The organism is Fredinandcohnia onubensis (genome assembly GCF_002734215.1).
Taxonomy (GTDB): Bacteria; Bacillota; Bacilli; order Bacillales; family Bacillaceae_L; genus Ferdinandcohnia; species Ferdinandcohnia onubensis.
The window spans coordinates 42,811-57,084 of record NZ_NSEB01000011.1 but is presented as its reverse complement, the minus strand read 5'-3'; the positions used below and the strand labels follow the sequence as shown (position 1 = coordinate 57,084).

General features: G+C 37.0%; 16 protein-coding genes. 12 read left to right on the top strand and 4 right to left on the bottom strand.

Features of this window, described 5'->3' with window-relative positions:
- The first annotated feature begins 7 nt into the window (after nucleotides 1–7).
- Nucleotides 8–409: a MerR family transcriptional regulator gene (locus CKK03_RS12660; RefSeq protein ID WP_099362940.1), complete on the top strand. Its 402-nt coding sequence runs from the start codon at nucleotides 8–10 to the stop codon at nucleotides 407–409.
- A 53-nt stretch (nucleotides 410–462) separates the two neighbouring features.
- On the top strand, nucleotides 463–1,797 hold the full coding sequence (glnA, locus tag CKK03_RS12655) for a type I glutamate--ammonia ligase (protein ID WP_099362939.1): 1,335 nt from the start codon (nucleotides 463–465) through the stop codon (nucleotides 1,795–1,797).
- Between the two features lie 90 nt (nucleotides 1,798–1,887).
- Here glnA and lexA read toward each other — a convergent pair whose 3' ends face one another.
- A complete protein-coding gene (lexA, locus tag CKK03_RS12650) occupies nucleotides 1,888–2,514 on the bottom strand; it encodes a transcriptional repressor LexA (protein ID WP_099362938.1) in 627 nt (208 codons plus the stop codon).
- Between the two features lie 407 nt (nucleotides 2,515–2,921).
- Between lexA and CKK03_RS12645 the strand changes: the two genes are divergently transcribed.
- The 4 genes from CKK03_RS12645 to CKK03_RS12630 all read left to right on the top strand — a co-directional run bounded on the left by CKK03_RS12645 (nucleotide 2,922) and on the right by CKK03_RS12630 (nucleotide 6,166).
- On the top strand, nucleotides 2,922–3,152 hold the full coding sequence (locus CKK03_RS12645; protein WP_099362937.1) for a DUF896 domain-containing protein: 231 nt from the start codon (nucleotides 2,922–2,924) through the stop codon (nucleotides 3,150–3,152).
- A 112-nt stretch (nucleotides 3,153–3,264) separates the two neighbouring features.
- The gene (tkt, locus tag CKK03_RS12640; RefSeq protein ID WP_099362936.1) at nucleotides 3,265–5,268 is read left to right on the top strand and encodes a transketolase; all 2,004 of its coding nucleotides are present in this window, start codon (nucleotides 3,265–3,267) and stop codon (nucleotides 5,266–5,268) included.
- 145 nt (nucleotides 5,269–5,413) lie between these two features.
- Nucleotides 5,414–5,854, top strand: a complete 441-nt coding sequence (gene sirA / locus CKK03_RS12635; protein WP_099362935.1) for a sporulation inhibitor of replication protein SirA — start codon at nucleotides 5,414–5,416, stop codon at nucleotides 5,852–5,854.
- A gap of 87 nt (nucleotides 5,855–5,941) precedes the next feature.
- The gene (locus CKK03_RS12630) at nucleotides 5,942–6,166 is read left to right on the top strand and encodes a YneF family protein (protein ID WP_099362934.1); all 225 of its coding nucleotides are present in this window, start codon (nucleotides 5,942–5,944) and stop codon (nucleotides 6,164–6,166) included.
- Nucleotides 6,167–6,251: 85 nt separating this feature from the next.
- On the opposite strand, the gene CKK03_RS12625 is transcribed toward CKK03_RS12630, so the two are convergent.
- The gene (locus CKK03_RS12625; RefSeq protein WP_099362933.1) at nucleotides 6,252–6,641 is read right to left on the bottom strand and encodes a VOC family protein; all 390 of its coding nucleotides are present in this window, start codon (nucleotides 6,639–6,641) and stop codon (nucleotides 6,252–6,254) included.
- Between the two features lie 164 nt (nucleotides 6,642–6,805).
- Here CKK03_RS12625 and CKK03_RS12620 point away from each other — a divergent pair, with 164 nt between their 5' ends.
- Complete coding sequence (locus CKK03_RS12620) at nucleotides 6,806–8,554, top strand: ABC transporter transmembrane domain-containing protein (protein WP_099362932.1); 1,749 nt, start codon at nucleotides 6,806–6,808, stop codon at nucleotides 8,552–8,554.
- 3 nt (nucleotides 8,555–8,557) lie between these two features.
- Nucleotides 8,558–10,342: an ABC transporter ATP-binding protein gene (locus tag CKK03_RS12615; protein WP_099362931.1), complete on the top strand. Its 1,785-nt coding sequence runs from the start codon at nucleotides 8,558–8,560 to the stop codon at nucleotides 10,340–10,342.
- A gap of 11 nt (nucleotides 10,343–10,353) precedes the next feature.
- Here the strand turns inward: CKK03_RS12615 and CKK03_RS12610 are convergent, their stop codons facing one another.
- The gene (locus CKK03_RS12610) at nucleotides 10,354–10,524 is read right to left on the bottom strand and encodes an aspartyl-phosphate phosphatase Spo0E family protein (protein ID WP_099362930.1); all 171 of its coding nucleotides are present in this window, start codon (nucleotides 10,522–10,524) and stop codon (nucleotides 10,354–10,356) included.
- 210 nt (nucleotides 10,525–10,734) lie between these two features.
- Here CKK03_RS12610 and CKK03_RS12605 point away from each other — a divergent pair, with 210 nt between their 5' ends.
- From CKK03_RS12605 to CKK03_RS12595, 3 genes are all read left to right on the top strand, one after another.
- Nucleotides 10,735–11,442: a cytochrome c biogenesis CcdA family protein gene (locus tag CKK03_RS12605; RefSeq protein WP_099362929.1), complete on the top strand. Its 708-nt coding sequence runs from the start codon at nucleotides 10,735–10,737 to the stop codon at nucleotides 11,440–11,442.
- A 44-nt stretch (nucleotides 11,443–11,486) separates the two neighbouring features.
- Nucleotides 11,487–11,846 (top strand): response regulator, encoded by a 360-nt coding sequence (locus tag CKK03_RS12600; protein ID WP_099355282.1) that lies wholly within the window; start codon nucleotides 11,487–11,489, stop codon nucleotides 11,844–11,846.
- 84 nt (nucleotides 11,847–11,930) lie between these two features.
- On the top strand, nucleotides 11,931–12,392 hold the full coding sequence (locus CKK03_RS12595; RefSeq protein ID WP_099362928.1) for a CcdC family protein: 462 nt from the start codon (nucleotides 11,931–11,933) through the stop codon (nucleotides 12,390–12,392).
- Between the two features lie 43 nt (nucleotides 12,393–12,435).
- Here the strand turns inward: CKK03_RS12595 and CKK03_RS12590 are convergent, their stop codons facing one another.
- Nucleotides 12,436–12,870 carry a DUF2621 domain-containing protein gene (locus CKK03_RS12590; RefSeq protein ID WP_099362927.1) on the bottom strand — a complete coding sequence of 145 codons (435 nt, stop codon included), beginning with the start codon at nucleotides 12,868–12,870 and terminating at the stop codon, nucleotides 12,436–12,438.
- A 132-nt stretch (nucleotides 12,871–13,002) separates the two neighbouring features.
- Here CKK03_RS12590 and CKK03_RS12585 point away from each other — a divergent pair, with 132 nt between their 5' ends.
- Nucleotides 13,003–14,262: a SpoIID/LytB domain-containing protein gene (locus tag CKK03_RS12585; protein WP_099362926.1), complete on the top strand. Its 1,260-nt coding sequence runs from the start codon at nucleotides 13,003–13,005 to the stop codon at nucleotides 14,260–14,262.
- Nucleotides 14,263–14,274: the final 12 nt, after the last annotated feature.

Sequence of the window (14,274 nt, the reverse complement as noted above, 5' to 3'; positions counted from 1 at the left end):
GTCCCATATGAGTGACGAAATTCGACGTTCCATGCCACTCTTTCCGATTGGAATTGTCATGCAATTAACTGAATTATCTGCAAGGCAAATTCGCTATTATGAGGAAAATGGTTTGATTTCTCCAGCAAGAACTGAAACAAATCGAAGACTATATTCATTTAATGACGTTGATCGATTACTTGAAATAAAGAGCTTGATCGAACAAAAGGTCAATTTGGCAGGAATTAAGCAAATATTCGCAGTCCGAAATTCCGGGCAAGTTACGGAAGAAAAACCTGTGGAGCCTGTAAAACAGGAAATAACGAATTCTGAGCTGAGGAAACTTTTAAGGAATGAATTATTACAAGCTGGCAGATTTAAAAAGCAATCAGGTCCGCATCATAATGATATGTCGAGATTTTTTCATTAATAGCATATAGATTACAAAACTATACTTACAACTAGGCTTGGGGAGGAAACACAATGTCCAAATATACGAAAGATGATATTTTTCGTTTAGCAAATGAAGAGAACGTAAAATTTATTCGTTTACAATTTACCGATATTCTCGGAACAATCAAAAACGTTGAAATTCCTGTAAGTCAATTAGAAAAAGCATTGAGCAACAAGATGATGTTTGATGGCTCTTCAATTGAAGGCTTCGTTCGTATCGAAGAATCAGATATGTACCTATTTCCTGATTTAAATACATGGGTAGTTTTCCCGTGGACTGCGGAAAAAGGGAAGGTTGCTCGTTTAATTTGTGATATTCATAATGCGGATGGTACTCCATTTGAAGGGGACCCTCGTAACAACTTAAAGAGAGTCTTGAAAGAAATGGAAGAACTAGGATTTACGGATTTCAATCTTGGCCCTGAACCTGAATTTTTCTTATTTAAGTTAAATGAAAAAGGTGAACCAACACTTGAACTTAACGATAATGGTGGCTACTTTGACTTAGCGCCAACAGACCTTGGTGAAAACTGCCGCCGTGATATCGTGTTAGAGCTCGAGGAAATGGGATTTGAAATTGAAGCTTCTCACCATGAAGTTGCACCTGGACAACATGAAATTGATTTTAAATACGAAGATGCTTTAACTGCATGTGATGAAATTCAGACCTTTAAGCTTGTTGTAAAAACAATTGCCCGTAAACACGGTTTACATGCAACCTTTATGCCAAAACCATTGTTTGGCGTAGCGGGTTCAGGAATGCACTGTAATCTATCGTTATTCAAAGGTGGAGAAAATGCATTCTTTGATCCAAATGCGGACCTACAATTAAGTGATAATGCAAGACATTTCATTGCGGGTATTCTAAAGCATGCTCCTAATTTTACAGCTGTTACAAATCCAACTGTAAACTCATATAAACGACTAGTACCAGGTTATGAAGCACCTTGTTATGTGGCTTGGTCTGCTCAAAATAGAAGTCCACTTGTTCGTATCCCGGCTTCACGTGGTTTAAGCACTCGTGTTGAGGTGCGTTCAGTTGACCCAGCAGCAAACCCTTATATGGCAATGGCTGTATTATTAGCTGCAGGATTAGATGGTATCAAGAACAAGTTGACTCCACCAGCACCTGTTGACAGAAATATCTATGTGATGAATAAAGAAGAGCGTAATGAAGCAGGTATTGTGGATTTACCACCAACCTTATCTCTTGCATTAGATATGCTTAAGCAGGATGAAGTGTTAATCAAAGCCTTAGGCGGACATCTGTTCGAACACTTCATTGAAGCAAAAGAGATTGAATGGGATATGTTCAGAACCCAGGTTCATCCATGGGAGAGAGAGCAGTATTTGACGATGTATTAATAAATGAGCCCTTAACACATCCTTGTGTTAAGGGTTTTTTTTGTTACATAAAAAAGAGAACATTTCATTAAGAAATGTTCCCTTTTTAAATTAATGAATTGTACGGTAAACGCCGATGACTTTTCCTAGTATGGATACGTTCTTGAGGATGATCGGTTCGAGCATCGAGTTCTCCGGTTGCAAGCGGAAATGGTCTTTTTCTTTAAAGAAACGTTTTACAGTCGCTTCATCTTCTTCCGTCATAGCTACAACAATATCCCCATTGTTCGCTGAATGTTGTTGTCTGACAATCACATAGTCTCCGTCAAGAATTCCCGCTTCGATCATACTATCACCCATAATCTCAAGCATAAAGATTTGGTCATCATGTGCAGCAAAACGATCGGGTAATGGGAAGTACTCTTCAATATTTTCCACAGCTGTAATTGGTTGGCCTGCAGTAACCTTACCAATAACCGGAACATTCACAACGTTAGCAGTTGGAATTGTTTCATTTTCGTCAACCTGCAAAATTTCGATGGCACGAGGTTTTGTAGGGTCTCTTCGAATCAACCCTTTGCTTTCAAGTCTGGACAAATGTCCGTGTACTGTTGAACTTGATGCTAAACCAACAGCTTCACCTATTTCCCTTACGGAAGGTGGGTAGCCCTTATCTTTAACTTCTTGTTTTATGTAATTCAATATATCCTGCTGTCTTTTAGAAAGCTTCGTTGTCATCTTCGCTCATCCCCTTGCATTTATATTTTATATGTATGTAAATCTTCTTTTCATAATCTCTCGGTTCAGGTGACCAAGTTATTTCGACAAATACCGAATTTCTTAAGTTGAGTATAGCATGTTTTACTAGATTATACAAACATAAGTTCGAATTTATGTTGACACAAAACAAATGTTCGGTCTATAATAAAAATATAAAATACGAACAAACATTCTATAGGAGTGAAATAAAGATGTTGAGGAAATTACAAGGCGGATTTATCTATTATGTACTATTTTTTTTATTAAGTATGGGAATGGTTATTATTAGTGCAAGCTAAATGCGTAATGTGGATGACTTGTAAAATATCTTTTCATCTAGTACTATGAACTATGATTTAGAAAAGAATAAACAAGGAGTAAAAATTATGCTTTCAAAAGATAAAATTGATCGGATCAATGCTCTTTCAAAAAAAGCGAAGACAGTTGGTCTTACGGATAAAGAAAAAGAAGAACAGCACGAGCTTAGACAAGAGTACTTACGTGTTTTTAGAAGTTCAATGACTAATACATTACATTCTGTAAAAGTCGTTGACCCTGAGGGTAATGATGTAACCCCAGAAAAACTGAAAGACAGTAAACGGAAAAGATTACATTAATAAAGAATACATAGATTTCTATGTATTCTTTTTTTTTGTGCATACTATCAATGAAAGTACTGCTATGTTTAATGTTAGTTCATAAGAAACTTTTGAAAGGATGTTTACTTTTATGACACAATCACTAACTGACTTGTCGATAGCGTCAATTCGAACACTTTCTATTGATGCAGTTGAAAAAGCAAATTCAGGACACCCGGGAATGCCAATGGGAGCCGCACCCATGACATATGCTCTGTGGACTCGTCATATGAAACATAACCCGAAGAACCCAAATTGGTTCAACCGTGACCGATTTGTTTTATCTGCGGGTCATGGCTCTGCATTATTGTACAGTATGCTACACCTATCCGGTTACGGCTTAACCATTGATGACTTAAAGCAGTTTCGCCAATGGGGCAGTAAAACTCCTGGGCATCCTGAGTATGGCCATACTGCAGGTGTCGATGCAACAACTGGCCCGCTCGGTCAAGGTATTGCCATGGCTGTTGGAATGGCGATGGCAGAGCGCCATTTAGCAGGTGTCTACAATAAAGACTCATTTGAAATTGTTAACCATTATACATATGCCATTTGTGGTGATGGTGACCTGATGGAAGGTGTATCAGGTGAAGCTTCATCATTAGCTGGACATTTAAAATTAGGTCGACTAATTGTTTTATATGATTCCAACGATATTTCTCTTGATGGAGATCTTAATCAAGCTTTCTCAGAATCAATCGAACAAAGGTATAAGGCCTATGGCTGGCAATATCTACGTGTTGAGGATGGAAATGATGTAGAAGCGATTGATAAGGCGATTGAAGAGGCTAAAGGAGATTTATCACGTCCAGCACTCATTGAGGTTCGTACGACAATTGGTTATGGTTCTCCAAATCGGGCTGGAAAATCAAAGGCACACGGAGAACCATTAGGAGCCGATGAATTAAAATTAACGAAGGAAGCGTATAACTGGACGTTTGAAAATGATTTTCACGTTCCTGGTGAGGTCTATACTCATTTTGAGGAAACAGTGAAAAGAACTGGAGAACAAAGCGAACAAGAATGGAACCTAATGTTCAGCCGTTATAAGGAAACTAACACAGAGCTCGGAAAGCAGTTAGAAATGGCGATAGAGGGTAGACTTCCTGATGGCTGGGAGAACACACTACCAGTTTATGAAGAGGGTAAGAAGCTTGCAACCCGAGCATCTTCTGGTGAAGCATTAAATGCAATCGCAAAAAGTGTGCCGCAATTCTTTGGGGGTTCAGCTGATTTAGCGGGATCAAATAAAACAATGATTAACGGTGCTGCTGACTTTATGCCTAAGGATTACAGTGGTCGGAATATATGGTTTGGGGTACGTGAGTTCGCAATGGGTGCTGCTTTAAATGGGATGGCACTTCATGGCGGTGTTAAGGTATATGGGGGAACATTCTTCGTATTCTCTGATTACTTACGACCGGCCATTCGATTAGCTGCTTTAATGAAAATTCCAGTAACTTATGTATTCACCCACGATAGTATCGCGGTAGGAGAAGATGGACCAACACATGAGCCTGTTGAACAATTGCCAGCATTACGTGCAATGCCAAATTTATCTGTCATTCGACCAGCGGATGGAAATGAAACGGCGGCTGCATGGAGAACGGCTATTGAATCGAAAGAAATTCCAACAGCTCTTATTTTAACGAGACAAAACCTTCCAACATTAGAAGGAACAGCTGAGAAAGCTTATGAAGGTGTGCAGAAAGGTGCTTATGTTATATCACCTGCAAAATCTGGACAGCCGGCAGCTCTTTTATTAGCAACAGGATCTGAGGTTAGTCTAGCAGTTGAGGCGCAAAAACAACTCGCAAGTGAAAATATTGAGGTTTCAGTTGTAAGTATGCCTTCTTGGGACCGCTTCGAGACACAGTCAAAAGAATATAAAGAGTCCGTTATTCCTACAAATGTGAAAAAACGTTTAGCGATTGAAATGGCAACACCACTTGGATGGGAAAGATATACTGGTGATGAGGGAGAAATCCTTGGTATCCATGAATTTGGTGCTTCGGCTCCCGGGGAAATCGTACTGAAGGAATATGGCTTCTCAGTTGAAAATGTAGTAAACCGGGTTAAACAACTGCTTCAATAAAAATAAATAGGGGTCGATTCGGGCCCCTTTTCTACATAAACAAAAGTTTCGACAAAACTAGACGATTCTTACTCCAACGTCAGACAAAAATCACAGACTCTTTCGAATATACTATTCTTAATAGGTAGTATTAGGAGGAAAGAGTATGAGAGAATACCACATTTATTTAATAGAAGAAGAATTTGCAACTCATTACTTTGGTCGTGAATCACTAATCTATCATTTATTTTTAGAGCATAACCAATCTAAACATGAACGCAAAGAAATCCTCAATAAGCAAATTGAATTTATTACAAGGGCGATTCCATCATTACGTATCCACCAAAAAATTGAAGGAAGCCTAGCTCATTATTCCTATTATAGGCGTCAAAGTCATATGCACACTCTCGAATGGAATGAATTTAATAGCTTTGCAAAACTAACGATACATAATGATTACATCCATTTAGAGTCTACGGGCAGCTATGAAGCTGAGACGGCATTTTTTGAAATCCTTCGTAAATATGATCGTTGTTTCCTAGCAATGGATTTTAAAGTAAACAAATATGGGTGGCTAAACCCGATTAAAGAAAGAAAGTTTGTATAAAAGCTAGGAAAACATAAAACAAATATTGTATAATAGCTAATGGTTTAGTACACTGTAATGAGACAACATGAAGGAGGAAGTTTTTTTATGCAAATGTGGTTAGCTATCTTACTAATCGTGGTAGCTTTACTTGGTGGCGTTGCATTAGGATTTTTTATTGCACGTAAATACATGATGAATTACTTGAAGAAAAATCCACCAATCAATGAGCAAATGCTAAAAGTAATGATGATGCAAATGGGTCAAAAGCCATCACAAAAGAAGATCAATCAAATGCTAAAAGCAATGAACGGTCAAATGGACAAGCAATAATAACTTGGACATGCATCCAACTACCATAAAAAGCCATTTTTCTAGTGAGAATTTCACTGGAAAAATGGCTTTTTTGTTTACATTCTTATAATTCCATTTGATCTACATTAAGCTCGATTAAATTTCCATCAGGGTCCGCACAAAAGATTTGAGCAAAACCACTGACACTATCCGGTTTTTCTAGGACGGTCACATTATTTATGGATAACCAATTTAATGTGTCATAATAGTTCTCAACTCTTAGTGCAAAATGTCCTTCGCGACTACTAATGCTTTTATCCTTTCGAATTGTTTGAGATTCTGGTAGGTAAATTAAATGTAACTGCTGGTTTCCAATCGCATACCAGGCTCCAGGGAAATCAAAATTAGGCCGTTCAATCTCGTTTAAACATAGAATATTGCTGTAAAAATCCTTTGCCTTTTCAAGATTCGTTACCGTCAAACTCACATGATGGAGTTCCTTGTATTTAATCATGAATATTCACCTCATTTATTCTCTAAACCCATTATAGTAAAACTTTTAAGCAAATAGAATATTTTACACTTATTTCTCACTAAAAGCTTGGAAGCATCTTCCTAGAATTTTAAAAATTTGGTAAACTATTATGGCACTTATTTCGTCTTTCGGAGGACTATAGGATGAAAATCTTTAAAGATTTAATGTGGTTTTTTAAACAAGAAAAAAAATCTTACATTACTGGTATTTTTTTATTAATGATTGTTGCTTTATTGGAACTAGTTCCACCAAAAGTAATTGGTATGACGGTTGATTTTATTGCACAGGGTACACTGACCAAAGAAATCTTATTTAAGTGGTTGGCTATTTTGTTAGGAACTGCGTGTACCGTTTATATCGTTCGATTCTTTTGGAGGATTATGATTTTTGGTTCGTCCGTCAAATTAGCTAGATTACTTAGGAACCGTTTGTATGAACATTTTACGAAGATGTCGCAAGGATTTTTCCAAAAAAGAAGAATTGGTGACTTAATGGCACATTCCACAAATGATTTGCAAGCGATTCAACAGACAGCGGGCTCAGGTGTTCTGACTTTAGTTGACTCACTTGCAACAGGTGGGTTTGTACTATTGACGATGGCATTTACAATAAATTGGAAGCTTACTTTAATTTGTCTCATTCCATTGCCGTTTATGGCAATCTCTACGAATTATTATGGAACACTATTGCATAGACGGTTTCATAAGGCGCAGGAAGCTTTTTCTAGCCTTAATGATAAAGTACAAGAGAGTGTTAGTGGAATAAAGGTTATTAAAACCTTTGGGCAGGAAGAAGAGGATACAAATGTCTTTCGTAAGCAGTCTGATGATGTTGTTCAAAAAAATCTTTCCGTAGCCAAGGTTGATGCTCTTTATGATCCAACGATTTCATTAATTGTAGGTATTTCTTTTTTTCTAGCACTTGTGTTCGGTTCCAGGTATGTGCTATCTGGTGAAATGACACTAGGAGAATTGGTCACTTTTACAACATACTTAGGTCTGTTAATTTGGCCACTGCTAGCTTTTGGGTGGCTATTTAATATTGTTGAGCGTGGAAGAGCATCCTATGACCGGGTCTCAAAGCTCCTGGCTGAACCTATGGAAATAAAAGATTGTGAGAATGCGAGTGAGACGACTCCTTCAGGTAATGTCGCTTATTCGATTACTAAATTTGCATATCCTGGAGAACAAAAACAGACTCTTAAAGAGATCTATTTTCACTTAATACAAGGCCATACACTTGGTATTGTTGGGAAAACGGGTGCAGGAAAAACGACATTGTTAAAACTATTAATTCGTGAAATAGAAGGCTATGAAGGTAAGATATTAATAGGGGAAAAAGAGATTAAAGGATATACCTTAGACGCCTTACGAAAAGGTATTGGGTATGTTCCGCAGGATCATTTTCTTTTTTCGGCAACAGTGGCGGATAATATCGCGTTTGCAAAACCGGATGCAACAATAACTGAAGTTTTCGGATCAGCAAAGCTTGCAAATATCCACGATGATATATTGCAGTTCACTGACGGATATGAAACAGTTGTTGGCGAACGTGGGGTGTCTTTATCAGGAGGACAAAAGCAGCGTATTTCAATTGCCAGAGCTCTCTTAATGAACCCGGAAATATTAGTTCTTGATGATTCTTTATCTGCAGTTGATGCTAAAACTGAAGAGGAAATTTTACGTGCTTTACGAGAAAATCGACAAGGAAAAACAACGATCATCACATCTCATCGTTTAAGTGCAATTCAGCACGCCAATCAGATTCTTGTCATAGAGGATGGCAGGATCGCTCAACATGGTACGCATGACGAGCTTATGGAGGATGATGGATGGTATCGTGATATGTATCATCGTCAACAGCTTGAATCTCTTGTTGAGCATGGAGGGTAGAATATGGACAAAATGACGAAGAAAGACCAAAGGGTTGCATTAATAAGACTGCTTTCCTATACGAAAACGCATACTCGAGAGTTTATTTTTGCATTCCTCTTGCTATTACTTGCAACGATTGCGGACATTGTTGGACCAATATTAATAAAAATTTTCATAGATGATTATTTAACACCACGACATTTACCAGTTCAACCATTAATCTATTTGGGGGCCATTTACCTTTTTATTCATTTTTCAAAGGTAATCCTTCAGTATTTTCAATTGGTAAAGTTTCAAGAAATCGCTTTGAAAATCATTCGTGAAATGCGAATTGAGGTATTTTCAAAGGTTCACAAGCTTGGATTAAAGTATTTTGATAAAACACCAGGTGGCAGTATTGTGTCTAGGGTTACGAATGATACGGAAGCAATCAAGGATATGTTTGTAGAGGTTGTTGCGACTTTTGTACAAAACGGTGTCTTTTTAATCGGCATTTTTATTGCGATGTTTTATCTTAATGTCCAGCTTGCTCTCTTTTGCTTACTATTAATTCCAATTCTATTTATTTTAATGCAAACTTATCGCAAATTCAGTTCTAAATATTACCACGATATGAGAGAACGGATTAGTCAGTTAAATGCAAAGCTTAATGAATCACTTCAAGGAATGGCTATTATTCAGGTGTTCCGTCAAGAGAAAAGACTACGTCGTGAGTTTGCTGAAATCAATGATGCGCATTATCAAGCGGGAATTAAAAATATTAAGCTAGATGGTTTGTTACTGAGACCGGCAGTTGATTTCATCTATATCGTGACAATTATTCTTGTGCTTAGCTTTTTCGGTATTTCTTCACTTGAGAGTCCGATTGAAATTGGTGTACTTTATGCATTTGTAAATTATCTTGAACGGTTTTTTGAGCCAGTAAATAACATGATGATGCGTTTATCTCTGCTGCAGCAAGCAGTTGTTGCATCAGGAAGGGTATTTGAACTTCTTGATCATGATGAGCTGGCACCACAAACAATTGGGAGCGAAAATCCATCGGTTAAAAAAGGGGAAATAGAATTTAAAAATGTCAGCTTTTCTTATGATGGAAAACGCGATGTATTAAAAAATATCTCTTTTACAGCCAAACAAGGTGAAACAGTTGCTCTTGTTGGTCATACAGGTAGTGGGAAAAGTTCGATTATAAATTTATTAATGAGATTTTATGATATTGAACGTGGAGATATTTTAATTGATGGACATTCTATTAGCTCGTATGAAAATAATGAACTTCGTCATAAAATGGGCTTAGTGCTCCAGGATCCATTTTTATTTGTTGGGACCATTAAAGACAATCTTCGTTTAAATAATCCAGATATTACAGATCACGATATTGAAGAAGCAGCTAAATTTGTTCAGGCAGATGTTTTTATTAAAAAACTAGAAGGTGGATATGATTTTCAGGTAGTAGAACGAGGGTCGACTTTCTCAAGTGGCCAAAGGCAACTTCTCGCGTTCGCAAGGACCATTGTGACGAATCCGAAAATATTGGTATTGGATGAAGCAACCGCAAACATAGATACAGAAACTGAGGAAGAGATTCAAAAGGCACTCGAAAAAATGAGGAGAGGAAGAACGACAATCGCAATCGCCCATCGATTGTCAACAATTCAAGACGCGGATCTTATTTTGGTATTACATCAAGGGGAAATTGTAGAAAGGGGAACACATAAAGAATTATTAACCCAAAAGGGGTTATATTACAAAATGTATTTACTGCAGAATGGCAGTGTAGATCATGTCGAAAATGCAGTTATGTAAAAAGCCTTTCATTAATTTGAAAGGCTTTTTTCCGATCTACCCGTATTATATTGATTTAATAGATTGTCTAAATCTTGACTTACTTTAATGGTAGGTGTTGCTGTAAAACCGTGTTTCAAGACAATTTCAACCAGCTCAGTTCTTTTTTGTTCAATTTTAAGTAGAAGTTGTTCTTTAGACACAGGAATAACCCTCTCAATTGTTATTAAGCTCCGTCATGGACGAGTTTTTTATAGTATAACATATAATGGTAAATCGATGGTAAATAACTTATTTGGAAATATATTCAACATAAGACTAGGGCTATGACACAAAACGTTCATATTAATAATTATGATTAATAAGGTATTTTTGCTAGAATGATATTGATGAACGAATTAGGAGTTGTTAAAATGGCAGATGTTAATGCATTTCTTGCTTTTGGTGCAGGATTTTTATCCTTTATTTCGCCTTGTTGTTTACCGTTATATCCAGCATTTTTATCTTATATAACGGGTGCATCAGTAAGTGAATTGAAATCAGACAATGCAATGTTGCAAAGACGGAGTATTTTACATACAATTTTCTTTTTAATTGGATTCTCGATTATTTTCGTTATGCTCGGTTTCGGGACATCCTATGTAGGGCAAATCTTCAGTGACTATAAGGACTTAATTCGCCAAATTGGTGCAATTTTTATTATATTCTTTGGTCTTGTTGTGCTTGGGATCATTCGTCCTGGATTCTTAATGAAAGACCGCAAAATCGAATTTAAGAATCGACCAGCGGGTTATGTAGGATCTGTTTTTATCGGTATGGCATTTGCAGCAGGTTGGACACCATGCATGGGTCCTATTTTAATGTCCGTTATTGCAATTGCTGGTACAAATCCAGATTCTGCAATGTTGTATATGGTGTTGTACTCTTTAGGATTCTCGATTCCATTTCTTGTCCTTTCATTTTTCATCGGACGGTTACAATGGATTCGCAAAAACAGCATGAAAATTGTAAAAATCGGCGGATATGCAATGATAATTATGGGTGTTGTTCTTTATTTTGACTGGATGACAAAAATAATTGCATACGCAACTGCTATTTTTGGAGGATTTACTGGTTTTTAGTCGAAGTTAGCTACTTAAGAAGTAGTTTAAGGGGGACCAGAATAGTGGCTAGAATTCTAGTTGTTGATGATGCTAAATTTATGAGACTTACTCTCACGGATATATTTGTTAAAGCTGGTCATGAGGTTGTTTCAGAGGCTGTAAATGGTATTGAGGCGATTGAAAAATACAAAGAGACAAATCCAGACCTAGTCACAATGGATATCACGATGCCTGAAATGAATGGCATTGAGGCCGTCAAAATGATCAAGGAAATCGATCCAAAGGCACGTATTATTATGTGTTCTGCCATGGGTCAGCAAAAAATGGTCGTTGATGCAATCTCAGCTGGAGCTAAAGATTATCTTGTAAAGCCTTTTGATGCTAGTCGGGTTGTAGAGGCGGTTAATAGAGTATTAAATTAGATATAAACCCATTTAAGATTAATCGTCTTAAGTGGGTTTCATTTGCTAAAAGTGAAATTTCTAGACGATTCATAAAAAGGACTGATTTATTTGGTTATTGCATCTTCTGTTGTCGCGATCATGATGGCGATTTTCGTAACCTTTCTAAGAGCAAAATCTGCCCAAAAACCCGCTTCAGTTAAAAAAATAATTCTGCCTCCCGTTTTCATGAGCACAGGGGCACTCATGTTTGTCCATCCAATGTTTCGCGTAACACCACTTGAGGTCTTAGAGGCCGTTATGGTAGGAATGCTTTTTTCAATCCTATTAATCAAAACGTCATCATTTGAAATAAGGGAAAATGATATATATATGAAACGTTCAAAGGCGTTTATTTATATTTTGGTAGGGTTATTGGTCATTCGGATTGTTTTAAAATCAGTTTTAAGTACATCGATTGATTTCGGAGAATTGAGTGGTATGTTTTGGATTCTTGCTTTTGCCATGATTGTACCTTGGCGAATTGCGATGTATGTAAAATATAAAAAGCTTGCTTCATCTATATAAAGAAGAAACCTCGGTAGCCAATACCGAGGTTTTTTCTTATAATCTAAAATAATTCTTTATAAGGAGTGACGTCTATTTGTTTTTCTTTTAATGTTTTTAATAGGAATTTATGGTCCCGTTTCGGTGTGGCTATGATATAACCTCTAACCACCAAATCTTGTGAGATTTTTTTTGCTTTTTCTGTTAGAGCTAACTCACCAATTTTTCCAGCGATTTTTTGTCTAGCAACATCACGAAAAAGCTCTGGAACTGGTTTAACTAAATCCTCCAATAACGCTTTCTCCTCATTTGGCCACAAATGACGTGTTTCCTCTATGTAATAATCCTGCCAATCTAAATCAGACTTTCCATCCTCCTTTGGAAGCTTTTTCAAAAACTTTCGGAACATAAAAAAGCCGCCAATTGCAAGAAGTGTAATAAAAATGAATACCCATATCAATATAAACCATAAAAACCAACCAGTTAACTCCCACTGCATGAATTGTTCACCTCAATGCTTCATTATACCTTAACTGTCAAGTTTTTTAAAAGACAGAAACCTTCTTTTATATGAAAATTTCGAGTCGAATAAGACTTCATATAATTCTTTGTGATTGGGAAATATACGGATATGAAAAAGATACTATTTTTTACGTGTATGTTTTTATTTGCATTCGATCTTTATCAGGGGAGTGCCGAAGAATTAGTACGTGTTCGTCTTGAAAATTTTGTCGGGGATACGAAAGAAATTCAGATGCGCATCACTGGAGATTATTTCACTATAGACCCGACACTATCATTACGAGAAGGAGTGAACTACCGGTTATATGTCAAAAAAGGGAATCTGTATCTTAGAGGAGGAAAAGTCAATCAACAAGTAGACCCTAGCTTTTTATTAATTCCCCGAAACTATGATGAGAATCATCGTGTCTATATTGATGAACGGCCATATTTAGGTGCAATGGAGTTTCAAGTGGAAAATAATCATTATGTGCGTCCTGTTAATCAGCTCCCTTTGGAAGATTACTTAAAAGGGGTTGTCCCACTTGAGGTATTTTCCTCATGGAATATTGAGGCATTAAAGGCTCAAGCCTTAGCAGCAAGAACATATGCAGTTTCCCGTATGAAAGAAGACATGGATGATACGACTTTCTATCAGGTATATGGGGGATATGCTTGGAATGCACGTACCACACAAGCTGTTGAAGCTACAAGGGGTCAAGTTATCACATATAATAATAAATTAATTGATGCTTTTTATTCAGCAAGCAACGGTGGTATGACCGAGAATAATAAAAATGTGTGGGGAGGGAAAAGCAGGTCATTCTATCCAATTAAAGAAGATCCATTTGATCCAATCCACCCGTGGGAATTTACATTATCGAAAACCCAAATAAATCTAGAAGACATAGATTGGGATGCTATTGATGGATTTGATGGGCTCCAGGAAAAAGATAAAGAGATAGCAGCTGTTATGAAAAGATCAATAAATCGTCAAGGTTACCCAGGAGATATAGCCATCCTTTCAATCCCTAAATTTGAGGTGAATCCAAAGAAATATCACTCAAAACGTTCCATGACAGGTTCAATTGAAGTGGAATTTTTACAAAGATTAATTGATGGTACGATCCTTTTAGGAAATGTGACCCTCCATGATGTGAACCTAAATCGAATACGACCGATGATTGGTGGTACGATTTTTAAGAGCTATTATATAGACTCTCTTGATTCAGATGATAAGAAATATGTGATGCGTGGCAGGGGATACGGGCACGGTGTGGGAATGAGTCAATGGGGAGCAAGTATAATGGGGGATAAAGGCAAAAACTATGATGAGATTATCCAATTTTATTTTCCCGGAACGACAATTACGAATTATGAGCGTAAATAAAATAGAAAGGGT

Coding starts and splice junctions, on each gene's coding strand:
- CKK03_RS12660 (WP_099362940.1), top strand. CDS start 8: ATGAGTGACGAAATTCGACGTTCCATGCCACTCTTTCCGATTGGAATT.
- glnA (WP_099362939.1), top strand. CDS start 463: ATGTCCAAATATACGAAAGATGATATTTTTCGTTTAGCAAATGAAGAG.
- lexA (WP_099362938.1), bottom strand. CDS start 2,514: ATGACAACGAAGCTTTCTAAAAGACAGCAGGATATATTGAATTACATA.
- CKK03_RS12645 (WP_099362937.1), top strand. CDS start 2,922: ATGCTTTCAAAAGATAAAATTGATCGGATCAATGCTCTTTCAAAAAAA.
- tkt (WP_099362936.1), top strand. CDS start 3,265: ATGACACAATCACTAACTGACTTGTCGATAGCGTCAATTCGAACACTT.
- sirA (WP_099362935.1), top strand. CDS start 5,414: ATGAGAGAATACCACATTTATTTAATAGAAGAAGAATTTGCAACTCAT.
- CKK03_RS12630 (WP_099362934.1), top strand. CDS start 5,942: ATGCAAATGTGGTTAGCTATCTTACTAATCGTGGTAGCTTTACTTGGT.
- CKK03_RS12625 (WP_099362933.1), bottom strand. CDS start 6,641: ATGATTAAATACAAGGAACTCCATCATGTGAGTTTGACGGTAACGAAT.
- CKK03_RS12620 (WP_099362932.1), top strand. CDS start 6,806: ATGAAAATCTTTAAAGATTTAATGTGGTTTTTTAAACAAGAAAAAAAA.
- CKK03_RS12615 (WP_099362931.1), top strand. CDS start 8,558: ATGGACAAAATGACGAAGAAAGACCAAAGGGTTGCATTAATAAGACTG.
- CKK03_RS12605 (WP_099362929.1), top strand. CDS start 10,735: ATGGCAGATGTTAATGCATTTCTTGCTTTTGGTGCAGGATTTTTATCC.
- CKK03_RS12590 (WP_099362927.1), bottom strand. CDS start 12,870: ATGCAGTGGGAGTTAACTGGTTGGTTTTTATGGTTTATATTGATATGG.
- CKK03_RS12585 (WP_099362926.1), top strand. CDS start 13,003: ATGAAAAAGATACTATTTTTTACGTGTATGTTTTTATTTGCATTCGAT.